Annotated in this window: 22 protein-coding genes; 4 read left to right on the top strand and 18 right to left on the bottom strand. The window is 39.6% G+C overall.

The genetic code is table 11. The features are described from left to right. Window positions 1-16: 16 nt before the first annotated feature. From AC1DOK_RS09925 to AC1DOK_RS09885, 9 genes are all read right to left on the bottom strand, one after another. Window positions 17-280: a spore coat protein CotJB gene (locus tag AC1DOK_RS09925; protein ID WP_477554095.1), complete on the bottom strand. Its 264-nt coding sequence runs from the start codon at window positions 278-280 to the stop codon at window positions 17-19. A 95-nt stretch (window positions 281-375) separates the two neighbouring features. Then, complete coding sequence (locus AC1DOK_RS09920) at window positions 376-582, bottom strand: spore coat associated protein CotJA (protein ID WP_477554094.1); 207 nt, start codon at window positions 580-582, stop codon at window positions 376-378. 195 nt (window positions 583-777) lie between these two features. Further along, window positions 778-1,818 carry a sporulation integral membrane protein YtvI gene (ytvI, locus tag AC1DOK_RS09915; RefSeq protein ID WP_477554093.1) on the bottom strand — a complete coding sequence of 347 codons (1,041 nt, stop codon included), beginning with the start codon at window positions 1,816-1,818 and terminating at the stop codon, window positions 778-780. Window positions 1,819-1,842: 24 nt separating this feature from the next. Beyond that, on the bottom strand, window positions 1,843-3,153 hold the full coding sequence (locus AC1DOK_RS09910) for a hemolysin family protein (protein WP_477554128.1): 1,311 nt from the start codon (window positions 3,151-3,153) through the stop codon (window positions 1,843-1,845). Between the two features lie 56 nt (window positions 3,154-3,209). Next, window positions 3,210-4,337: a radical SAM/CxCxxxxC motif protein YfkAB gene (gene yfkAB / locus AC1DOK_RS09905; protein ID WP_477554092.1), complete on the bottom strand. Its 1,128-nt coding sequence runs from the start codon at window positions 4,335-4,337 to the stop codon at window positions 3,210-3,212. A 92-nt stretch (window positions 4,338-4,429) separates the two neighbouring features. Then, the gene (locus AC1DOK_RS09900; protein WP_477554091.1) at window positions 4,430-6,655 is read right to left on the bottom strand and encodes an MMPL family transporter; all 2,226 of its coding nucleotides are present in this window, start codon (window positions 6,653-6,655) and stop codon (window positions 4,430-4,432) included. A 91-nt stretch (window positions 6,656-6,746) separates the two neighbouring features. Next, a complete protein-coding gene (locus AC1DOK_RS09895; protein WP_477554090.1) occupies window positions 6,747-7,850 on the bottom strand; it encodes an HD-GYP domain-containing protein in 1,104 nt (367 codons plus the stop codon). A gap of 177 nt (window positions 7,851-8,027) precedes the next feature. After that, window positions 8,028-8,846 carry an undecaprenyl-diphosphate phosphatase gene (locus AC1DOK_RS09890; RefSeq protein WP_477554089.1) on the bottom strand — a complete coding sequence of 273 codons (819 nt, stop codon included), beginning with the start codon at window positions 8,844-8,846 and terminating at the stop codon, window positions 8,028-8,030. 15 nt (window positions 8,847-8,861) lie between these two features. After that, complete coding sequence (locus AC1DOK_RS09885; protein WP_477554088.1) at window positions 8,862-10,310, bottom strand: bifunctional metallophosphatase/5'-nucleotidase; 1,449 nt, start codon at window positions 10,308-10,310, stop codon at window positions 8,862-8,864. A 197-nt stretch (window positions 10,311-10,507) separates the two neighbouring features. Here AC1DOK_RS09885 and AC1DOK_RS09880 point away from each other — a divergent pair, with 197 nt between their 5' ends. Both AC1DOK_RS09880 and AC1DOK_RS09875 read left to right on the top strand, forming a co-directional pair. After that, complete coding sequence (locus AC1DOK_RS09880) at window positions 10,508-11,560, top strand: ThiF family adenylyltransferase (RefSeq protein WP_477554087.1); 1,053 nt, start codon at window positions 10,508-10,510, stop codon at window positions 11,558-11,560. Between the two features lie 108 nt (window positions 11,561-11,668). Then, the gene (locus tag AC1DOK_RS09875) at window positions 11,669-12,778 is read left to right on the top strand and encodes an HD-GYP domain-containing protein (protein ID WP_477554086.1); all 1,110 of its coding nucleotides are present in this window, start codon (window positions 11,669-11,671) and stop codon (window positions 12,776-12,778) included. 73 nt (window positions 12,779-12,851) lie between these two features. Here AC1DOK_RS09875 and AC1DOK_RS09870 read toward each other — a convergent pair whose 3' ends face one another. Continuing rightward, window positions 12,852-13,376, bottom strand: coding sequence for a DUF3189 family protein (locus AC1DOK_RS09870; RefSeq protein WP_477554085.1), 525 nt, complete (start codon window positions 13,374-13,376; stop codon window positions 12,852-12,854). A gap of 755 nt (window positions 13,377-14,131) precedes the next feature. Between AC1DOK_RS09870 and AC1DOK_RS09865 the strand changes: the two genes are divergently transcribed. Continuing rightward, a complete protein-coding gene (locus tag AC1DOK_RS09865) occupies window positions 14,132-14,206 on the top strand; it encodes a YjcZ family sporulation protein (RefSeq protein WP_477554127.1) in 75 nt (24 codons plus the stop codon). A 234-nt stretch (window positions 14,207-14,440) separates the two neighbouring features. Here AC1DOK_RS09865 and sufB read toward each other — a convergent pair whose 3' ends face one another. From sufB to AC1DOK_RS09835, 6 genes are all read right to left on the bottom strand, one after another. Beyond that, a complete protein-coding gene (gene sufB, locus AC1DOK_RS09860) occupies window positions 14,441-15,838 on the bottom strand; it encodes a Fe-S cluster assembly protein SufB (protein ID WP_477554084.1) in 1,398 nt (465 codons plus the stop codon). A gap of 12 nt (window positions 15,839-15,850) precedes the next feature. Beyond that, window positions 15,851-16,279, bottom strand: a complete 429-nt coding sequence (sufU, locus tag AC1DOK_RS09855; protein WP_477554083.1) for a Fe-S cluster assembly sulfur transfer protein SufU — start codon at window positions 16,277-16,279, stop codon at window positions 15,851-15,853. Next, the gene (locus tag AC1DOK_RS09850; protein WP_477554082.1) at window positions 16,266-17,492 is read right to left on the bottom strand and encodes a cysteine desulfurase; all 1,227 of its coding nucleotides are present in this window, start codon (window positions 17,490-17,492) and stop codon (window positions 16,266-16,268) included. Before AC1DOK_RS09850 ends, sufU begins: the two co-directional genes overlap by 14 nt. Then, window positions 17,489-18,790, bottom strand: a complete 1,302-nt coding sequence (gene sufD / locus AC1DOK_RS09845; protein WP_477554081.1) for a Fe-S cluster assembly protein SufD — start codon at window positions 18,788-18,790, stop codon at window positions 17,489-17,491. The genes AC1DOK_RS09850 and sufD overlap by 4 nt, the downstream gene beginning before the upstream one ends. Before the next feature lie 23 nt (window positions 18,791-18,813). Then, a complete protein-coding gene (sufC, locus tag AC1DOK_RS09840; protein WP_477554080.1) occupies window positions 18,814-19,641 on the bottom strand; it encodes a Fe-S cluster assembly ATPase SufC in 828 nt (275 codons plus the stop codon). A gap of 308 nt (window positions 19,642-19,949) precedes the next feature. Then, window positions 19,950-20,264 carry a YunC family protein gene (locus AC1DOK_RS09835; RefSeq protein WP_477554079.1) on the bottom strand — a complete coding sequence of 105 codons (315 nt, stop codon included), beginning with the start codon at window positions 20,262-20,264 and terminating at the stop codon, window positions 19,950-19,952. 202 nt (window positions 20,265-20,466) lie between these two features. Here AC1DOK_RS09835 and AC1DOK_RS09830 point away from each other — a divergent pair, with 202 nt between their 5' ends. Beyond that, window positions 20,467-20,976 carry a hypothetical protein gene (locus tag AC1DOK_RS09830; RefSeq protein ID WP_477554078.1) on the top strand — a complete coding sequence of 170 codons (510 nt, stop codon included), beginning with the start codon at window positions 20,467-20,469 and terminating at the stop codon, window positions 20,974-20,976. A 24-nt stretch (window positions 20,977-21,000) separates the two neighbouring features. On the opposite strand, the gene AC1DOK_RS09825 is transcribed toward AC1DOK_RS09830, so the two are convergent. Both AC1DOK_RS09825 and AC1DOK_RS09820 read right to left on the bottom strand, forming a co-directional pair. After that, window positions 21,001-22,770, bottom strand: a complete 1,770-nt coding sequence (locus AC1DOK_RS09825) for a putative bifunctional diguanylate cyclase/phosphodiesterase (protein WP_477554077.1) — start codon at window positions 22,768-22,770, stop codon at window positions 21,001-21,003. A gap of 349 nt (window positions 22,771-23,119) precedes the next feature. Next, window positions 23,120-24,229, bottom strand: a complete 1,110-nt coding sequence (locus AC1DOK_RS09820) for a serine hydrolase domain-containing protein (RefSeq protein WP_477554076.1) — start codon at window positions 24,227-24,229, stop codon at window positions 23,120-23,122. Window positions 24,230-24,259: the final 30 nt, after the last annotated feature.

The following is a 24,259-nucleotide window of genomic DNA, read 5'->3' as shown; positions in this document are numbered from 1 at the left end:
AAGTATGTCATTATGCTTAAACCTGCCAAGGCCACGGTGACTCGATCCACTGCCACGGAAATTTGGTGAAACTTTGGCCAAACGCGTACAGCGGTCCGAATTGTTGTTCAAACTGCCTAACGAGCTCTATTCTTTTATTCGCGAATTGGTTATATTGTTGTATCACCTGCATGTCTGTCGGGTGTGTATCCAGATACAAGGTAAGTTCGATCAGTACAAAATCAGCTGCTTGTAAATCCTTCAGCATCGTATAATACGAATCCGGTACTTGTTCACTCATACTTGCAAAGCTCCTTTCTACTGATGTCTTACTCACGTCTTACACATGTCAAACATGTCTGATTCATGTCTGACTCATGTCTACTGATGACTTACTCATGTCTGACTCGGCTTATAATTGGAATATAGCGGTTTCCATAACGTCCCGAATTTCAAGGCTTCATAAGGTGAAAACTGAGGTAGATTAGGTGGCTGAAAAGTAATGAACAATTGTGGCGGTGTATAAAAAAACTTCTCTACGATTGGTGGGCATGGATCAAACGGTGAAATATAAGGGCAATAGCTTCTTATTCCTGTATCCAAAATATGGCCTCCTTCTATAAGTCATAAAAACATTCTTGTTTTACCTTATGACAAGAGCCTATACATATTTCCATCTGAAACTCAATTTGAGTTATAAAAATCACAAAAAACCTGCCACCGCATAATGCGATAGCAGGTTTAAACAAATGGGGAATCAGTTTCTAGTACCTATTTAAGCTATTTAAGCTTTTTAATCTAATCATCAAGCTTAATATTCATTTTAAGTAAACCAGAGTGCCTTAGCGTCTGATAAATAATAATCATGGCTGGTCCGATAAACATTCCGACAATCCCTATCAGCTCATACCCTACATACAAGGACACGAGCGCAGCTAACGCACTGATCCCGACCGTGTCACTTAGTACTTTAGGTTCGACTATTCTCCGCATGGTCGCTCCTACGATGAATAACACTAGAATTCCTACTCCATAGCCTACATTACCTAATATGAATTGATATAACGCCCACGGAATAAAAATAAGTCCTGTACCGATAATCGGTGCAAATTCCATTATCGTGATTAGTAATGCGATAGCTAACGGATACTCCGTTTTCAATATAAGCAATCCTAGGAATGTGAAAATATAAGTGATGATAGCTAGAATAATTTGTGACTGTAAGAAGCCGAAGATCGCGCTACGTAAATTAACGAGTACTTTATCAACCTTATCTCTTGAGCGTTCATCGAATAACATGATAATGGACTGCTTAAGAGATGGCAAAGAATACGTAAATAAATACACAGCGATAATAAATACAGTAAAAAAGATAAACAAGTTCGGAATTGCACCTGCTAAGTAGCTTGAGACTGATTTAACAGCCCCAGCAACTGTATTAGGCAGCTCCTGCGAAGCTGAATCTAGCCACGATATAATGCGTGCTGCAGCTTCTGGTGGAAGTGATTCATAGAACAACCGCGTTTGCTCGAATGCAGCATCTAGATACCCCGCTGCTTCTTCCAAATATCGTGGAGCTAAGTTCCAAAAATCAACCACTTCACGGAAAATTTTAATACCAATCACATAGAAAAGGAATAGAGTCACTAACGTAAATAAAGTAGAGACAATTGTGCCAGCGGTAAAACGATTAACGCGCAAATGCTTCATTAAAAACAGTGTAATCGTTTCAAGTGAAATAGCTGCTATTAAGGCAAGCAGGAATGGCAGTCCAACTGTAAACATACCATATAACAATAGAACGCCAATTACCAAACTGAGCACAGTACGAAGCGACATAGTTCCCCCTACAATTCTCTGACATTATTCGTCTGTCGAATCTAAGGAGTCCGCTTGTTCTTCAACTTTCTTAATTAGTACGCGTACAATTCTTAACCGATCGGTTTCTGCAATTTCAAAAATGTGAGAGCCAAATTGAACCTGTTGACCTTCTTCGATTACACCTTCGAGCTTTTTGAACATCCAGCCACCAATAGAGTCTACTTCATCGTCTTCAATTTCTGTACCTAGCAAATCATTTACATCTTCAATTAAGTAACGCCCATCAAAAGAAGAAGTTGTATTATCATGAGTTTCTACCATCGGTCTTTCATCCATATCGAACTCGTCACCGATCTCACCGACGATCTCTTCAAGGATATCTTCCATCGTCAATATGCCTGCTGTGCCCCCATATTCATCAATGACTACCGCCAACTGTGAATGCTTACGCTGCATTAATTTGAGCAAACGACTAATTTCTATTGATTCTGGAACGCTTAAGATTGGTCTGATAAAGCTTCGTAAATCTTGCTCTACATCAGGATCAGCAGTGAGCAAATCCGTAATATGGACAAAACCGATAATCTCATCTTTATCATGCTCTCCAACAGGATACCTAGTATGTTTCGTTTCATATACAATATGAAGATTTTCTTCAAACGTATGATTAAGTAATAAGCACTCCACATCCATTCGTGGACGCATTACCTCACGGGCAACCCGATCAGAGAACTGGAATACATTATCGAATAATGCCAGCTCGTCCTTATCAATAATCCCACTCTTAGCACTTTGATTCATTAATATGCGAATTTCTTCTTCTGTATGCGCCCCTTCACTCTCTGACGCTGGCTCAATACCGAACATTCGCAGGAATAAATTAGCAGCACTATTAAGTAACCAAATAACAGGTTTGAATACATTATAGAATACCATGAGTGGCACTGACACCCACATGGAAGCAGCTTCTGATTTACTAATTGCAAATGACTTAGGTGCTAGTTCACCTAGCACAATATGCAAGAATGTAATAATGGCGAACGATATGATAAATGAAATGGAATGAACAAGTGTCGGTGAGCTAACATTCATCAATGTGAGTAGAGGCTCAATCAAGAGTCTAGAAACAGCACCTTCCCCAATCCAACCTAGTCCAAGTGAGGCTAATGTAATTCCTAGCTGAGTAGCCGATAAATAAGCGTCAAGCTTTTTAGTAACCGAGAGCGCATATTTAGCTTTTGTATTACCTTCACTAGCTAGTTGCTGAAGCCTTGATTGTCTTACTTTCACAACTGCAAATTCAGCAGCAACGAAAAAACCATTCAATGCAACAAGTCCAATTACGAGCAACATATAAATGACAATTTGATCAAGTTCAAACGTAGTGTGTATCAAGAGTAAGTCTCTCCTTATTTTGCCTTTCGTAGTTTAAAATCAACATCATGATAGTAGGCATCCGCCACCAATAAATTAGGGCCGCAACAAGAAGCTGTTTCGCAGAAACAATTAAACCTTGTATGAAGTGGATGATTCGTCCAATTATTAAAAATAGAATCTAGGCCATGTTGCTGAATATTTCCTTGTGCAGGCTCATTAGCAAAATCTGTGATAAATACATTGCCATCAAATAGATTCACATTGAGACGATTACGACCATCTGGATCATTACGCATCGTAACATTCGGCTCTGTTCTCAATCTACGAATCAAGTCCAAATCTGCTTCACTATCATTACAAGCAAAGAATGGTAAAGTTCCAAATAGCATCCACAGCTTTCTATTCCGTACATCAAGCAATTTATGAATGGAATCTCTTAACTGATCAAGTGAAATCTTAGGTAAATTAGCCGCAAAAGCACTATGATACATCGGATGTACTTCATGTCGTAAGCATCCCATTTGGTCAATCAGTTCATGTATAGCACCTAGCTTCTGATGTGTACGATAATTGATCATTGTTTCTGCAGAAACGAATAATCCGCCTTTGCTCAAACTAACGGTATTATTCACCATACGTTCATACATCTTTACTGCTGTATTTCTTCCAACAGGATGTGCCGATCTTACAAAGCCTACTTCATGGAAATCATCTGCATTCAGGTAATTAAAAGAAATATGCATCACATCAAGCCAAGGTGCAATATCCTCATAGCGTGTTAAATCTAGCGTAAGATTAGAATTGATCTGGGAACGGATTCCTCGTTCCCGTGCATACTTGAGTAATGGAATAATGTAATCCTTTACGGTTGCCTTATTAAAGGTAGGCTCCCCGCCGGTAATCGAAATAGTTTCCAAAAATTCGACTTCATCGAGTCGCTTTAACATCAAATCCAGTGACATCTTAGCAGGCTCACTCATGGTAAGTGAATCCCCAACAGCACAATGTTCGCAGCGCATATTACATAAATTACTTACCGTCATTTCGACAGAAGTAAGCACATGCTTACCATGTTTACGAATGGAACGAAGCGGATCCCATGGGTCGTAAGTAGGCGAAAGTTTTGGAATCACTATTTCTTCGTTACTATTCAATATCATCTACATTGTACTCCCCTTTCAAACAACAACCTATTATTCAAACTTATTCTCTATATTGTACCGAATATGAATAGAAAAGAAAAATGTTGGCTCTATTTACTCGTTTCATTCGGATTTCTGGATGGACGAAGCCATTTAGGGGCCCACCAATTGGCTTTACCTAATAGCTTCATCAGTGCAGGAACCAGGAGTACGCGAACAACCGTCGCATCAATTAACACGGCTAGACCTAGACCTAGCCCCATTGCCTTCATAATTTCAATATCTGTAAAAATAAACGAACCTACGACAACGATCAATATGAACGCTGCACTCGTAATGAGACTACCGGTCTTCTTAAGACCTTCTGCTGTGCTTTGTTCATTATCCCATGAGCTTTCATACTCCTCTTGGATACGTGAAATAAGGAAAACTTCATAGTCCATTGAGATCCCAAACACCACACAGAATATAATGACTGGTAACATCGCACTTACATAACCAATTGATGTAATTTGGAACAGATCAGCTAGATGCCCGAACTGGAATACGGCTACCACAATGCCTAAGCTTGCTCCAAGTGACAATACATTCATAAGCACCGCCTTAATAGGTAACAGCACAGAACGGAATGCAAACAGGAGAACGAAGAACGTGATACCAAAAACAAACAAAAGCACCTCGACAAGCTTGTCCTGAATACGGTTGATAACATCTAAGCGATAAGCTGGTGATCCTGTAACAGTGGTCACAAGCTCTTCATTATCTAGTGCACGAATGGTTTCAACTAGCTTATCTGTAGCTGAATCATCAGGATCACTTTCCGGTGTCACAGAAACAAGTATGAAATTATCTTTGGCTGCCTTCTGCTGCTCCACTTGATCACGGACCTGCTGCTGACTTAGCAGAAGTGCAATATCACTTGTTGACTGTCCCTCAAATGGTGTTAAAAAGCTCTGAACCTGCCTAACACCTGAAGTATTCTTCAGTTGATCGATATATTCACTTAACGCAGTGATCGTTGGTTCGTCCCAATAATTCCCTTTAGCTTCTACAGCTACCTGTAATCCATTAATTTCACGCATATCATATGTTTTCTTCATTACATCTGAACCGTAACGAGAATCGTAGCTCGGTGGAAGAACTTCCGTACTCGGCAAATTATATTTAATTTGAGTTAGTGGTGTCATCGCATATATCAATAATGCAGAGATCACAACTACAAAAATAACAGGTCGCTTCATTACAATATTAGCAACTCGTTCCCAGAATTGTGAAGGCTTCTTCCGACGCAAGAATGTAGGAATCACTCTTAATGAGTTAATTTTAGGACCAAGTATAGCAAATAGAGCTAGTAATAATGTATTACCCACGACAACTGATATCGTGACAACGATAATCCCACCTAAACTGAGGGATCGGAAGAAATTAAGATCAATAAACAGCATGCCAAGTAAGCCGATTAATACAGCAATTCCTGAGAAAAAGATAGAATGTCCAGCAGTTTGGCATGTCATTGCAACCGCCTCACGAACTGAAGGTTGACGCTTAAGCTCTTCACGAAACCTGCTTGTTAGAAACAAGGCATAATCAATTCCAACAGCAAGTCCAAGCATGGTCACTAGATTCGGCAAGAAATTAGACAATGAATTATTCTGGGCAATGAAATACACAATGCCTAGCGTTGTCGTTACACTCATCAGTCCAACAACAAGCGGTAATAGTGCACCAACTATCGTACCAAATACGAGTAGAAGTACAATTAAAGCGAGTGGCAAACCGATTAGCTCCGCCTTGAGAATATCTTTCTTACTTGCTTCCTGCATATCATAGAGCGCAGCCATTCCACCTGTGATGTAAACGTTCATACCCTCTGGAGGAGTAAGTGTGCTCTTAATTTCGGGATAATGCTGAAGAGTAGCATCCGTATCTAGATTCATCATCACATCTACTGTCTGTACACCATTATGAGCATCTGCATTCCTAGTCGCAGTGGAGAAGGAAACTTGGTCTACATAAGGGAGCTGTGTTAGCTTATCGAGTGAATCCATAATGGTTTTCTTGTGTGCTTCTTCTGTCAAATTCAATTGATCACTTTCAAATACGAGATTCATGACAGATGCTGGCGTATCTAATTTCTCTTGAATTAGCTTCATTCCAATATCAGATTCACTTCCAATCGGTGTGAACCCATTGTCTTTGAGCAAGCCAGGTGCTTTAGCGGCAAACACCGCAGATCCAGCAAGTATGATTATCCAAAACACCAGAATAAGAAATCTGTATTTGTACATCCAATTACCCCAATGCCAGAATACTCCTTTTTTTGAGACCTCTCTCATTATCCTAATCCCCCTGTATCTAATGATAAGTTATACGATGTACATTTATATAATAACAAAATAACCTGGTTTCCCAGGTTATTTAAAATATTCAAGCCATTTTATTACTAAGCGGATTAACCTCAGTAACCATAAGTGATAAGTTCTTGGATAAATCAATTTCATATGGTGTATGAAGATCTTGTCCATATTCGTCTTTGATTATACGAACAACAGGCCTTTGCAAGTAATCATTGTTTAAATCAATAACAACTCCCACTTCTCCTGTAGATAACGAAACCGTAATCCCAATTGGATAAATAGCTATTTTGTTCCGGAACACTTCCACCTTTTGTCTATCGTAGAGCGTACCTGCATCAGCCATTATGACATCGAGTGCGTAATGTGGAAGCTGAGCTTGCCGATAAACACGATGTGTTGTCATCGCGTCGAATGAATCGATAATCCCAATCCACTGGGCGAAATCGTGAATCTCATTACCTTGTATACCACGAGGATATCCACTGCCATTCATTCGTTCATGATGTTGAAACGCACAATGTGCTGAAAGTAGTGGAATGTTCGCTTCATCCTTTAGCATTTTGTAGCCATATACGGTATGATTCTGAATTTCTTTAAATTCTTCATTCGTTAGCTTATCTGGTTTAAGTAAAATATCCTGTGGAATCTTCATTTTACCAACATCATGAAGTAGAGCGCCCAGTCCTAAAGTAAACAATTCTTCACGTGAATATCCTTGAGAAGCTCCAAGAATGGAAGTGTATACACATACATTCATTGAATGCTGATACAGATGTGAATCCATTACACATATGTTCGTCAACAGAGACATCGCTTCTCTGTGATCGCTAAGGTCGTTCAGAATCATACCGATCAAATTGCGGAATGTTTTACCCAAGTGGCTATACGACGTCCGATTACTCGAATGAGATTCTGTTATCATTTTACGAAAAGAAGAACGAATTTCGACAAGTACCTTGGCTTTCGTTTCCATCTTCAATGGTTCATGAAACTCAATATCATCCGTTCTTGAATCTTGTATATACAGATAGTTTATTCCGTGCGAATAAAGTCTTTTGATCAGATGATCTGATAATTCAACATTTTCTGCTAAAAGAATGACGCCATCTGCACTATAAATATTTTGTTGTAGTCTCATACCATGTGTACACATACTTAATGGCAGTAAACGCATGTCAATTCTCCATATCTTCTTATGTATGTTTTGGTCTCTCTTATACATTCTACTCTAAAAGATTTCAGCATAAGATGCAACGAAAATTATAACAGAACATGGCAGTAATCTTACGAAGAACACGCCATGCCTTGATACAGACATATCTCATTTTCAACCATATTAGCTCTTAAACTATTAACCTTTATACAGCAAATAGACTAAGAAAACCGCCGCAAGCGCAAATCGATAATACGCAAAATATGTCAATTTAAGTTTGCCTACTAATTTAATAAATGTCACAACCGCGAACAGTGCGACAACAAAAGAAACAAAGAAACCAATTGCAAAGAAGGTTACTGTATCTGATGTGAATTGTTCCCAGTTCGTCAGAAGCTTATAGCCAGATGCAGCAAACATAATCGGAATAGCCATAATAAAGGTGAAATCAGCAGAAACCTTACGACTTGCACCTGCAAGCATACCTGCTGCTATTGTTGACCCCGAACGTGAGAAGCCAGGCCATAAGGAAATGATTTGCCAAAGACCGATGTATAATGCTTGTCGATAGGTTAAGTTATCAAGATCATCCGTAACTGGCTTAGTGTGCTTCTTCTTCTCCGCAACAATTAGGAAAATCCCGCCTAGCACAAGCCCGATGAGCACTGTATACGATGAGAATAAGTAAGCATCAATAATATCTTCAAAGAAGAATGCTAGTGCCATCGCAGGAACAATACCGATTAGAATATGAACTAAATTCATTTGGCTACTCTTTACAGGCTGAACGCCAACACGAATACCGAACAAGCTTAATATTCGATTCCAATACACAATTACAACGGCTAATATTGCCCCAAGCTGAATGACGATATCAAATGTTTTAAGCAAAGAGTCTTCGTGTGAAATATTCATCAGTTCCTGCGCTAAGATCATATGACCCGTTGATGATACAGGTAAAAACTCAGTTAATCCTTCTACAATACCAATAATAATAGCTACATAATAATCGTACATAAACGCTCTCCCATTCTATTTAATACTCGAAATCCATCTTGGTTTCTGTGCCTTTTTAAATTCTTCCTTAGATTGAAGTTGATCACTGAGTATATCACGAAGAAATTCAGGCAACAGATATTTGGTACGGAACCCTTTACTTAGAGACATATAGCCAACACCAAAGGTAAACATATCGATTGTACCTATACTATATTCTCGTTCTAGCACTAGGAGATCGTTATTCACAAGAACTTTAACAATTCTGTCCATTGGCAATCTTGATATGTCGTACTCCACATTCAGCCCATCTATACAGAGTGTCCCGAGCACTTCACCCCGAAAACCAAACCCACGAATTTGTTTATGTGTGAATTCAGGAATCAGCGCTTGCTCCAATGCTTCAAGCAGATCCTTGCCTCGTAGTAGATATAGACATGGATTGATTGGACCTGGGCAAATTTCTAATAATTGCCCCCTTGTAACCTTTCCTTGGGGTAAACCTTGCAGGATCTGGCCCGCATTGACAAGTCCAATTTCTGCGCTCGTCCATCGCTTCAGACCATTAGCTAACAAATTTCCTAATTCTGATTCTTCGTACCAATTGATTGCAAGTGAATGATCCAAGAAGGCGATCTCATGCGATAGCTCATTGGCTGCTCTTACCGTATTATCCGCAATGATTTGCGCTACTTCATCATCTAGCGGTAATTGATTTGTTTCAATTAAACAACCTGTAATGCTCTTGATTTGTCTCGAATGATGATCTGATTCATAGTCGATGACAACTTCTCCAATGTATTGACCAAACTTGCCTGCTGCACATAAATGCGTACTACCAACTACCTGCGGCTTAAGTAGAACATGATGTGTATGTCCTCCGAGTACAATATCGATCCCGTTGATTTCTGTTGCCATGCGCTCATCTTCTCGAATGCCTAGATGAGACATAACAATTAGTAAATCAACTTGTGGCCTAAGCTCCCTCACCCAGTGGGCAATACTTACTAGCGGATCGGTGACATCCCAACCAAGCTCTTTATAGAAAGTTTGGAAAGCTGCTGTAACTCCAATAAGCCCAATATTGAGCGAACCCTTACGAACAATCTTGTACGGCTCCATCCAATCTGGTATCGAACCTGTTCTGATATCTCTTATATTGCTACCAATAACGGGAAACTCAGCTCTGTTCAAGTAACAAGTTCGCAGTGACTCTGGTGTGAATGTCAGCCCCTCATTGTTACCAAGGACTGCTGCATCATAACCTGTTGCATTCATCACTTCAACGTTCGCAATTCCACCTGTGCCATCCGTCTCAGGACGCATACGATCCATATGATCACCGATCTCAAGTGTTAATAAATGATCATGGCCAACCTTGTTTCGCATCTGTTTAATATAAGCAGCAATCTGTGGCATCTGTTCAAAATGACTGTGCAGATCATTGGTATGTAATAGAACTAGTCGTTGTGTTTCAAGAGTCATGACCCTACACCTCCATTTACCAGAAGAAAAGAAATAGCTTCATTAGGAAAGCTTAGAGCTATAACTTAACTATATTATTATAACACCGAATGTACCCTCTTCGCATTCAAATGTGATATGCTTTTTACATATTACTAGAAGGAACAGTTCAATCGATACCCTATATTTATGTTCGAAATTAAGGAGACTATTCAATAATGAACCAAAAACATATTACATCTGTTCCTACTCGGTACGCAAGACAAGTTCGTTTCTCAGGAATTGGCGAGCTTGGTCAAAGTAAGTTAAACAATTCACGTGTAGCCATCGTTGGATTAGGTGCACTTGGAACCGTGCTTGCGGACCAGCTAGCACGTGCTGGTGTAGGCTATATTAGACTTATCGATCGTGATTATGTAGAAGTGAGCAATTTGCAGAGACAAATGCTGTATGATGAGCACGATGCAATGGAGATCGCGCCTAAAGCCATTGCTGCAGCCGCCAAGCTGAAGGCTGCTAACTCCCAAATTCAAGTCGACACACATGTCGTCGATTTGAATCCCTTGAATGCTGAACGCTTACTGGACGACGTTCAGCTTATTCTTGACGGATCGGACAATTTTGCCGTCCGTTATCTCATTAACGATGTCGCGCTTAAACTTGGCATACCGTGGATTTACGGTGCTGCAGTTGCTTCACGCGGAGTATCTTTTACGATACAACCAGGGCAGACTCCATGTCTGCGCTGTCTCTTCCCAGATCCGCCAGCTGCTGGCATAGCTGATACTTGCGACACCGCTGGGATCATTGCTCCTGCATCGAATACCGTTGCATCCCATCAAATTGCTGAAGCCTTGAAGCTACTGATTGGTGAAACAAAGCTATTGAACCGTAAAATGTGTCATTTTGATCTGTGGCATAATCACACATATGCAATTGATGTTACGAATGCTAAGAAGCCAAATTGTCCTGCTTGCGGCAAGCAGCAATATGAATTTCTAGATGCGTTGTTCCAAGAGAATACGATTCAATCCTTATGTGGGCGTAATGCTGTTCAAATCCTCCCTCTGAGCAAGACGACACTTACCCTAGAACAATGGGAAAAGAAACTTAAGCCAATCAGTGAAACCTTACTTAATCGATTCCTATTAAAATTCAAACCAACCTCAGAAATTGAGTTCATCATCTTCCCTGATGGTCGAGTCATTATTCAAGGTGTATCAGATCTCGATACAGCCAAAACGTTATATGCCCGTTACTTGGGTATGTAACGTTTTTTTGTCACAATAATCATTGCGATGTAAAGAAGGAACTGATACTATAAAAATTGTAAATATCATATTAATCGATATCTTCGGATATCAGTAAAGGTGAATAGCATGAAAATTAGCATCCTGAATCTTAAATCTGGGGACATACTTTTAGCAGATGTTTATAGCTCAAATGGTCTTCACCTATTATCGGCTTCCACAACACTTGTATCTCAAGATATTTCCTATCTCAAGAAACACCAGGTGGATTACGTTGATATCAAATGGCGTGAAGTACCACAAGCAGTAACTGTACCCGTTCCAAACCTCTCCGATTTTAATTCAGAGGACGAGATCGCCGTTCATTTTTCAAATACCAATTTATCGAATCAGATATCACCTTTCACAGTCGTATCGTTTCATGAAGCAATTGTTGGCGTCAAGGATTTATTTGATCGCGCTGCATTCAATGATCGTATAGATAACTCTAGTGTAAACGCTTCATTCTTGCCGCTAGTGAACAATATTAAACAAGAGAAGGATGTAGTAGGATTACTTCTATCGCTTGGATCTGATGATAACTACACATTCCAGCATTGTGTCCAGGTCGGACTCATTTCTTATTTCCTCGCTGGTTGGTTAAATAAGTCCGAGGAAGAAGCTAAGTTTATCGGTAAAGCCGGTTTCTTACTTGATATTGGTAAAAGTAAGGTTAATCCTACTATACTGAATAAGCCTGGCAGATTAAGTCCGGAAGAATTTGAAGAGGTGAAAAAGCATACTACTTACGGCTACGAAATCATTCTTAATTCCATGCAGGATGAAGAACTTGCCGCAGCCGCTCTACAGCATCATGAGCGTTCAGATGGTTCTGGATATCCAGAAGGTCGAACAGCTGACCAAATCCACCCTATCGCCAAAATTATCGCTGTAGCAGACATCTATAGTGCAATGATCTCCAAAAGAGTGTACTCTGATGATCGCGATCTACTGTACGTACTCAAAGAATTGAATGAAATGAGCTTCGGTAAGCTAGATCCTACAATTGTACAGGTATTCATTAATAATATGCTTCCGAACTTCATCGGCAAGAAGGTTGTATTAACGAGTGGCCAAGTCGGTTCAATCATCATGACGAATCCTACAGATTTCTTCCGACCGCTTATTCAAATAGATGACCAATTCGTAGACATGACCAAACAACGTAATTTAGAAATTCAAAGCATTCTAATGACCTAATATGACTTCTTTCTAAATAAAAAACAGGCTATTCATGAGTATTCAAATACTCGCGGATAGCCTGTACTATTTTCTATACATCAACAGAGGAAATGGGAACATTTTTGTTTTCCAACACAATAATGGAACCAGATTTAGAATTTTCAAACGTCTTAGTATGTATTACCAGTTGAAGGATGTCTTGACAGCATTGCTTTGCTCCTAATACTAGAAGTGGAACACCAATAAAATCAAGTTTTAATCTTCTAGACAAAAGTCCACCTATCGTCATAGCAAATGGTACAGTTGGTGATGTATTAGAATACACAATTGTTTCGTTGCCCTGATATTTATCTTGTAAAACTAGGCTTAAATTTTTCATAGCGGGAATAACAGCCTTTGATGCTCCGTGTCCGATTGTGTAAACAGAATTCCCATTTTCATCAATTCCATGAAAAATGAGCTTTCCCATATCAGAGGTCTTTAATTTGTTGAAATAATCAACGCTTAGAATCTCTTCTTTGGTAAGTTTTCGCTTAACAGGCAATTTATTTAGATGGTATGCAGCTGCTAGTGATGTCGTATGTGTTCCACCATAATCATTATATATGTAAATCATATAATCATCCTTTATGCTTGTTTCATTGCATTATTATCACCATTTATTGAGTTACTTATCCGATAAAGAATCGTTAGTTGAACAAACAAAGGGACAAATAGTCGCAAGCACTCAGTGATTCCCCTATAATAATGGTCGCAGATACTAACAAAAGGTTTGAAAGGATCGCGAGAATAATAGGTGGTCCTTTTCTTTTGCATAAACTTAAATAGGTGAATACCCTGTGCTTTCATCCAATCAAAACATTTTCTTAGACATATTATATTTTAGTTGGAAGGAAAGGGGGTTTTCGCATGGGAGGCTTTGGAGAGCATCATCACAATATGTTCACTTCCACAGGTGCAATTTTGGTTCTTTTTATACTTTTAGTTATTATCACTAGATCATTTTTGTTCTAAGAGTTATCCAGTAAGAAGGATGTAATCCGCCGACTACATTTATTTCTCTCATAGTATCTTCTCTTTCACATAATCATCATAGTCACTCCTAACCGAGTGGCTCTTTATGTTTCCTTGTGGAGGTCTAATCCCCCACCTGCCGAAGCGAGTGGTGAATGAATTATTGAATAGGTCGTCCAGAAGCTTTCCAAACAGTTCTTTAGCGTAAACTTAAACAGATGAATACCCTATGCTTTCATCCAATCAAAACAATTTCTTGGACATATTATATCTTAGATTGGAGAAAAGGAGGGATTTCGTATGGGTGGATGTCGTGAAGAAATACGTGAAGAAAGATGTGAAGAAAGACGTGAAAATATTTTTACATCTACAGGTGCTATTTTGGTTCTTTTTATCCTTTTAGTTATTATCACTCAATCATTTTTGTTCTAAGAGTTATCCAGTAAGAAGGATGTAATCCGCCGGCTACATTTATTTCTCTCATAGTATATGCACTCTAACATGATTATCATAGTCACTCCTAACCGAGTGGCTCTTTATGTTTCCTAGTGGTGGTCTAATCCCCCCACCTGCCGAAGCCGGTGAAATATAAAATACGTGTCCGAGAGACTTGGACACGCAAGCGTGAAAGTCACAACGGACACGTATTTAATACAGAAAGTAGGGCTAACCGATCGAGCCTTCCATTTCAAATTTAATTAAACGGTTCATCTCTACAGCGTATTCCATTGGTAATTCTTTCGTAAATGGCTCGATAAAGCCCATAACGATCATTTGTGTTGCCTCTGCTTCCGTCATACCACGGCTCATTAGGTAGAACAATTGATCTTCAGATACCTTGGATACAGTTGCTTCATGCTCAAGTGTGATGTTATCGTTCTTGATTTCATTGTAAGGAATCGTATCTGAAGTGGATTGATTATCAAGAATGAGTGTATCACACTTGATGTTCGATTTAGCTCCTTCAGAATCACGACCAAATTGTGCTAGACCGCGGTAAGTTACTTTACCACCATGTTTAGAAATCGACTTCGAGATAATCGTTGATGTAGTGTCCGGTGCAAGATGGTGAATTTTAGCTCCTGCATCTTGATGCTGGCCTTTACCTGCAACAGCGATCGATAATACAGTACCTTTGGCGCCGCGACCCTTAAGAATAACGGCTGGGTATTTCATTGTTAGCTTCGACCCGATGTTACCATCTACCCATTCCATCGTTGCATTCTCTTCAGCAACCGCACGCTTCGTTACGAGGTTATAAATATTCGGTGCCCAGTTCTGGATCGTTGTGTAACGAGCACGAGAATTCTTCTTACAAATGATCTCAACAACTGCGGAGTGCAGGGAATTCGTTGAGTAGATTGGAGCCGTACAGCCTTCAACGTAATGCACAAAGCTGTCTTCATCCGTAACGATCAACGTGCGTTCAAATTGTCCCATATTCTCAGAGTTAATACGGAAGTACGCTTGAAGTGGCACTTCACATTTAACACCCTTAGGAACATAGATAAAGCTACCACCAGACCATACCGCTGAGTTAAGCGCAGCAAACTTATTATCACTTGGTGGAACAACTGTACCGAAGAATTTACGGAATAGCTCAGGGTATTCGCGCAATGCAGAGTCTGTGTCAGTGAAGATAACCCCTTGATCCTCAAGCTCCTTTTGCATGCTATGGTAGACAACCTCGGACTCATACTGTGCAGACACACCTGCCAAATACTTTTGTTCTGCTTCAGGGATTCCTAATTTATCGAATGTTTCTTTAATCTCAGTTGGAACCTCTTCCCATGTCTTACCTTGCTTCTCAGATGGTTTAACATAGTACTGAATGTCATCAAAATCTAGATCATCCATATTACCGCCCCATGTTGGCATCGGCATAGAATTGAAAATGTCTAGCGATTTCAATCGGAAATCCAGCATCCAATCAGGTTCACCCTTCATCTTGGATATTTCTGCAACGATCTCACGAGTTAGACCTTTTCCTGATTGGAAAATAGATTTGTGTTCATCGCGAAAACCATATTTATAATCTTCCATTTCTGGCATTTGCTTGGCCATTGATTATCCCTCCTATGCTTTTGTTTGTTGATCAATGCCTTTGCGTAATGCGTTCCATGCTAATGTCGCACATTTGATACGAGCAGGAAATTTACATACGCCTGACAGAGCTTCAATATCTTCATATTCGAACTCTACGTCTTCACCCTTCATCATACTAGAGAAATCGTTTACTAGTGCAAGAGCGTCTTCGAGTGTTTTTCCTTTAACTGCATCCGTCATCATGGACGCTGACGACATTGAGATAGAGCAGCCTTCACCGTCATATTTAGCAGCTACAACAATTCCATTCTCAATTTGCATTTGAAGCGTAATTTTATCACCACAGGTTGGATTGTTCAGATCAACTGTGATCGAATCTAAACTCTCAAACTTCCCGCGATTATGCGGATGCTTGTAATGATCCATTATTACGCGGCGGTATAAATCATCTAGTTGCATAATCGAAGTACTCCTTTGTTTTATTTAGAGCCGATACCAGCAAATCGATTTCAGCTTCTGTGTTATACAGGGCAAAGCTTGCACGTGCGGTTGATGACACTTTAAGCCAGCGCATAAGCGGTTGACAGCAGTGATGTCCTGCACGAATTGCTACCCCTTCAGCGTCTAGAACAGTCGATACATCATGCGGGTGAATATCGAATAAATTGAAGGTTACAAGCCCAGTCCGATTGGCCTTAGGACCATATATAGTAACGCCCTCAATTTCCGACAGTCTCGCTTCTGCATAAGCTGCAAGCTTGTGATCATGCTCAGCAATGGCATCCATTCCAATATCTTCTAAGAAGTCTATTGCTGCGCCAAGTCCAATCGCTCCTGCAATGATCGGCGTACCTGCTTCGAAGCGCGCCGGTGCATCTTTCCATGTGGAATCAAATAGTTCAACGGTATCAATCATCTCACCGCCAAATTCAATCGGCTCCATGTTGTTAAGCAAAGCCTTTTTACCGTATAATACCCCAATACCTGTAGGTCCACACATTTTGTGCCCTGAGAAAGCATAGAAGTCGCAATCAAGCTCTTGCATATTGACTCTCATATGCGGTGTGCTTTGTGCTCCATCAACGACCATAACAGCACCATGCCGATGTGCAATGGCAGCAATCTCACGAACCGGATTAATGCATCCAAGTACGTTAGATACATAGGTTACAGATACAACCTTCGTGCGATCTGTAATTACAGACTCGATGTCAGTTAATGAAATCGTACCATCAGTTTGCAAGGGAATGTACTTAAGTGTTGCTCCAGTCGCCTTGGCAACTTGTTGCCAAGGGATTAAGTTAGCATGGTGTTCCATTGGCGTGATAACAATCTCATCGCCTTCCTTGCAATGTGTTCGGGCATATGAGCTTGCTACAAGGTTCAACGCAGTTGTTGTACCACGTGTGAACACAATCTCTTCCTCGGAAGAAGCGCCAATAAATCTAGCTACCTTCTCGCGTGCTGCTTCATAAGCATCTGTCGCTCGTGAACCGAGTGTATGTACACCGCGATGTACATTAGAGTGATCCGTTTCTTCATACCGCTTCATCGTTTCAATGACAGATATTGGTCGTTGAGATGATGCACCGCTATCTAAATAAACAAGTGGATGACCGTTTATCTCTTGATTCAAGATTGGGAACAATTTGCGGATTTCTGAAACGTTCATTGTCCAAGCTTCCTCTCAATTAATTTTTGCAATGCCGTTTGAATCGCTTCAACTGGTATTTCTGCAACAACTGGTGCAAGGAAACCATAGATGATTAAACGGTGTGCTTCATCGCGGGAAATACCGCGTGACATCATATAATGAACCTGTTCTGGATTGACTTGACCTACGCTCGCTGCGTGTCCTGCTTTAACATCATCTTCATCGATAAGTAAAATTGGGTTCGCATCGCCACGTGCAGCTGGACTTAACATCAGCACTTTCTCTGTCTGCTGACCATTTGCACCAGTCGCACCCTTCTCAATTTTGGTTATGCCGTTAATAATGGCAGTTGCCGACTCACGCATAACAGCACGCGTAATCATATCACTGCTCGACATTTTACCGATGTGAGTTGCACTTGTGGTAATGCTTAATTTTTGTTCGCCTGAACCTACACAAACAATTTTGGTATCTGAGTTTGAGCCTTTACCTGTCAAGATCGCTTTGGTATCTGACATTCCGTTACCTTCACTCATATCACCGACAACAAAATTAACAGTAGCATCTTGTTCTACGTTCGCACGACGATAAGTTAGATCAATCACATTGTCGCTAAGTCCATGAACAGAAGCGACATTTACATTAGCGCCTGCTCCTACAACTACTTCTACTACTCCGTTATGCGTAAGCTTCGTGCCACTGTTATCACCAATGGATAAGTAGTTTTCGACATAGGTTACCGACGAGTTAGCTTCAGCAACAATCAATACATGTGGTGAAAATCTCGCTGCACTATCTTCTGATAAGAAGATCGCTTGAAGAGGAATGGATACATTCACATTCTTAGGCACATATAGAAACACGCCACCGCTCCATAGAGCAGTGTGAAGTGCTGTCAATAAATTCTCGTCTTTACGGACAACAGACATAAAATGTTTACGTACGATCTCTCCATGACTTTGCAATGCTGATCCTAGATCTGTGAAGACTACACCTTGTGCAGCTAAATCTTCAGCAAGATTGCTGTAAACTGCATCTGAATCACGCTGTACGATTACATTGTCATTCGTAACTAGCGATTGCGCTAATTCTGGCAGGCTATCAATAGAAGTAATAGGTGTTACGGATTTATATGAACCGTAAGCATGTACATCCCAACGGTCGATTCTTGTTTTCTCTAGTTTTGGTAATTCCAACGATCTAGCAAGGTCAGAAGCTTCTGTACGAAGAGCAGTCATCCATTCGGGCTCGCCCTTAGCTTGTGACAATTCAGTAACTGTCGCCAGATCAATCGGAAGAATGGTTTGTTCAGTCATGTGTATTCCTCCTATAAGTCTTATTATCTTGGCGCTTTAGTGTTCATTGGAACTTTGAACTCTTCTTCATCCTGACCAACTGTTTCATCAACTATGCCTAGTTCTTCCTTAATCCAGTCATAACCTTCGTTCTCTAGACGTTGAGCTAATTCAGGACCACCTGATTTAACAATGCGTCCTTGCATCATAACGTGAACAAAATCTGGCGTAATATAGTTCAGTAAGCGTTGGTAATGTGTAATGATCAGGAACGCACGATCTTCACTACGGATCGCATTAACACCGTTAGCTACGATACGAAGTGCGTCAATATCAAGACCAGAGTCAATTTCATCAAGAATGACAACTCTAGGCTCAAGCAACATCATTTGTAAAATTTCATTACGCTTCTTCTCGCCGCCAGAGAAACCTTCGTTTAAATAACGATGAGCAAATTCAGGGTTCATTTCAAGCTCTTTCATTTTAGCTTCCATTTGACGAATGAAACGAATTAATGAAATTTCATTTCCTTCTTCGCGGCGAGCGTTAATTGCAGAACGCAAGAAGTCTGAATTCGTTACACCTGTAATTTCACTTGGATATTGCATCGCAAGGAATAGACCAGCACGTGCTCTTTCATCAACTGCCATATCAAGGACATCTTCACCATCAAGTGTAATTGATCCTTCCGTCACTTCATATTTGGGGTGCCCCATTAATGTTGAGGCAAGTGTACTTTTACCTGTACCGTTAGGTCCCATGATAGCATGTACTTCGCCGCCCTTTATATCAAGGCTTAAACCTTTAAGAATTTCTTTACCTTCTATTTGTGCTTTAAGATTTTCAATCGTTAATCTGGGTGAATTTGACATGAATATGACCCTCCACTATTTCAATTATATTTTCAACTTAATAATCATTCTAATTTGATTATCAGTGATTCTCAATACATATAAGTTTATTATATATCTAATACAAAAATCAATAAAGACCATTTTTCAATATTCTATGACATTTATCACATATTTTTTTATGAAATTATTGTTTGATTATTTATAATATTTTGTAATATTGATTACAAAACGCTTGTCCACCTTGTATTTGAATCGAGATAAAGTGAGCTAACAGCTTGACTTAGCTCACTCACATCTATCTTCGTTCTTCCTTTATTCATCCATTACTATTGTTCCTGATCCAGCATTTTAAGTATAGCTTCTCGTCCTGTTACGCCTGGTACGATACCTAGCGTCTCCGCTGTTCGAGTAACTGATTCTAATTGTGCATCCATCAAATCATCTATCGTACGTACACCAATTGCTCTTGCGGCAATAATCTGACGATCATTAAGTCGCTCATTTAATAAGTCGATATCGAGAGCTCCGCACATAATATAGCCAATTTTCGTCGTAACGACGATCAATGTAGTCTTGGGCAGCTTAACTTCGATCGCAATCGCAGTACGACCATCCAAATCAATTGACTCCGTATGAATCATGTAGTTGCACATCCTTTACTGTCAGAATTCAGTTTTACCGCATTATATGCCGTTAAACCCAAAACAGTTCAAAATAATGAACTTACTGCTAACTCATACTTTTGACTCATTTTTTCACGAATCATGTCATGTTATATTAAATCTAAAGTCATGCAAATTATATTTATTTATCAAATAACTGGATTAAGGTAGTGGAAAAGTCATGGGTTCTAAACAAAACAATGCTAAATCCGGTCATTTATTCTCCGTTGAAATATTACTAGATGAATTATCTAACGGACTTGCTTTGGAAAAATTATTACAGACACTTAACAGTTCTGAAGTGATCAAAGATTACAAAATCGTTTCCGGTATTGAACTAGGCAAACTAATTGAATTAAATCAAGACAAGGAGCAGCAGTTTCAACCTATTGCTGAACCCATTAGAGCAGTTTCAGTTAAACCCAAGATCGTAAGCAAAACGATTGCACCTAAACCTAATTATACACCATCCCCATCCTCTAACAGCTGGATAAATCAGGTTGATCAAATGAAGAATGATAATACCCTCGTTCGGGTGATTATTTTACAAGCTAAGGGCTTGAAATTCGATATTCCATGTAGAATTATTCATTATTCACCTGAAGAACAGACCCTAACCGTCTATCATGTAGATGAAAAGAAGGTATTTACTTATAAATTCAATGAAATAGAAGATATTTATATTACCTAATAAATCAGGCCGCTAACCATAACGTTAGCGGCCTGATTTATTATTTTCGAGCAATAAGCCCATTTGATCTGATGGAATCGGCGGAGAAAACAAGTAACCCTGCACTTCATCGCATTGATTTTCTCGTAGAAAATGGAGCTGTTCATCCGTCTCTACTCCCTCAGCAATTACCTTCAGATTGAGCTGTCTTGTCATAGCGATAATCGTTGAAACAATAGTGGCATTATTATTATCTAATAACATATCATTCACAAAAGAACGATCAATTTTTAACTTGTCAATTGGAAATTGCTTGATATAGGACAAGGAACTATAACCAGTTCCAAAGTCATCCATTGCCACTTGTATACCTAGCTCTTTCAATTCCATTAGCCACGCAGAGGCATTTCCAACATCCATCGTCATACTTTCAGTAATTTCAATTTCTAAATATGCTGGTGCAAGTCCTGTTTCAACGATAACATTCAAAATCTTATTCTTGATATTAGGTTCAGTAAATTGTCTCATGGATAAGTTAACGGATACTGGAATATGTAGAAAACCATTATCCTGCCACTCTTTATTCTGTCTACATGCTTCATACATTACCCAGTCCCCGAGTGGAACGATTAACCCAGATTCCTCGGCGAATGGTATAAAATCTTTCGGCGGGATCATACCTCTTTCGGGGTGCAACCAACGAACCAAGGCTTCCATCCCAATAATCTTACCGGTAGTAATATCAACTTGTGGTTGATAATGTAGAATAAATTCTTTATTGATTAGTGCATGGCGGAATTCATTCTCCATCTTAAGTCGCTGTATCGAATAAGATTCCATATCAATATGAAAAACTTGAATTTTACTTTTCTCTTTGGCCCTTGTCAAAGCAATGTTTGCACTCTTCATCAGACTGTCTGCATTTTCATTCTCATCTAATTGCATTACAATCCCAATACTAACTGAGATATATACTTCCTGCTGATCCACGACAAACGGCTGCTCCATAACACCTATAATCGTTCGCGCTAGCTCCATTGCATGATCTAAATCATTCATATTAGGGTAGCAAAATAAAAACTGATCCCCCTCAGACCTTGCAAGTAAATCATTCTCTCCAATACAGCGCATAAACCGTTCTGCCATCTGTAATAAAACGATATTCCCATATTCGAATCCAAACGATTCGTTAATAATTCTGAATTCATCCACGTCTGCAGAAAATACAGCTAATTGACGATTATCTTGCTTTGGAACTCGTAACAAATTGCTTAATTGTTCTTTGAACAATTGTCGATTTGGTAATCCTGTCATATCATCATAGAAGGACATATGCCGTATATGTTCATCAAACCGCTTACGTTCGGTGACATCTTCACAAATGAATAAATACCCATTCGTACTTTCATTAAGAGCTACAGGCACCGTTAAAGCCTTGAGGTCTACTCTCGAACCCATTTTGTGACGTAACGCAGTGATGTAGTTAGTTGTCCCTGTGTTTAATTTTTTATGGAGATTATGGGTCATAACTGTTACATATTCCTCCAAAGCAAAGGAAATAATCGGTGTATTAATTGCCTCCTTTGTTGTATAGCCTATCGTTTGTTCAAAAGCGGTATTTAAACGAATTACATTTCCAAGCGAATCAAGTACAGCAATCCCATTCGTACTATTCATAAATAAAGAATCAAACAAACATGCACTAATCCCATCCCTATTCAAGGGTTTACCTTTATTCGAGCTTTTTTTTTTGAATAAAAAAATAATGAATACGATAAAGATGATCCCGCAGCAGAATCCATACGTCCAAGTCACAACTATTCCTCCTAGAGATCAGCCCAGTTCTTGTTCTACTCGCATATTTTCTACATTTACAATCATTTTTCCTGCTTATAAAACAATATTTTATAATAAAATAGATTATTTTCAATAAACTTGTCGTATTTTATCGAATAATTAGACATTTTTTTCAAGGACCATTGTTATGTTATTTGCATCGTTCGCCACCATTTCTATGTATGAGGTCTCATTGTGATCATATACTTAAATAACTACAACTGCTGTGATCAATTCGAGGGTTTTGGATAAATTTAAATTTTATGAATAGAAATAAGGCAAGCCCACGGATAGTGGACTTGCCTTTGTATTTTTACACCTATCTGGTTTAATCAATCGCAGCAACAATTGCATTATGAAAGTAATCCCGAAGTCTAACAACAGATTTGGATCTCCCCAAGTGTACTCGGTTCGTTAGTATGACTGCAGCCAGTTCATTCACAGGATCAATATATAAGCTTGTACCTGTGTATCCTGTATGTCCATATGCTGCTGGGGATAATAAGTCGCCAGATGCATCGTATGGATCACCCTGAAGAGCCCAGCCTAGTCCACGTCTTCCAATCGGAAGATGATTTGTCCTTGGTACGGTAGCAGCTTTAATGATGGAGCGCGAAAGAATGAAATGTCCACCTGACTGTCCGCCTTCTAACCACAAACTAGCATAACGAAGTAAGTCCTCAGCTGTCGAGAACAGCCCCGCATGTCCGCAAATCCCTCCCATTGCTCTAGCATTCTCATCATGAACGACTCCGTGAAGATAATCACCTGTTACTGTATCAAATTCGGTTGCGGCTATACGAGATTTAGGACGATCAGACATACAAAAACTGCTATCACTCATCCCTAATGGTTCGAACAAATAAGTTTGTGCGGCTTGATCCAAGGTCATCCCTAGTAACTTACTAATTATTTCTCCTAGTAAAATGAACCCTAAATCACTGTATACCATTTGTTTGCCAGATTCATTCTGCAAGGGACACTCATAAATGAAGCTCATGATCTTGTCACGACTCCATCCATGCGTATGTAGATCATAGAAAGGTGCCAGACCAGATGTGTGCGTGAGTAAGTGTCCAACTGTAACATGCGCTTTATTGTTAACCCCAAACTCAGGTAAGAAAAGCGCAACTGTATCCTTCAGCCTTACTCTGCCTTGGTCAATCAACATCAGAATTAATGGCAATGTTACAACAACCTTCGTTAGTGAAGCACAATCATAAATAGTATCATAATCGACATCACATTGTTCCTTGTCTGTATACAACGTAGAGCCGGCTGCAAACCTGATAAGCTTTCCTTTTCTCATCACCATAGCTACAACAGAAGGTGTTACCTCTCTAGCTATCTCCGTTCGAATGACATTCCACGCATGTTGTAGCCTTGTATGAGATAAACCCATCGCTTCAGCTGCTTGATCGTCACAATGTTCTACCACTCGCTATCACTCCCATACAGAATCAATTCG

The organism is Paenibacillus sp. P5_B5, from assembly GCF_056400365.1.
Note: the sequence above shows the minus strand (reverse complement) of the source record. Positions and strands in the feature narration are given on the sequence as shown.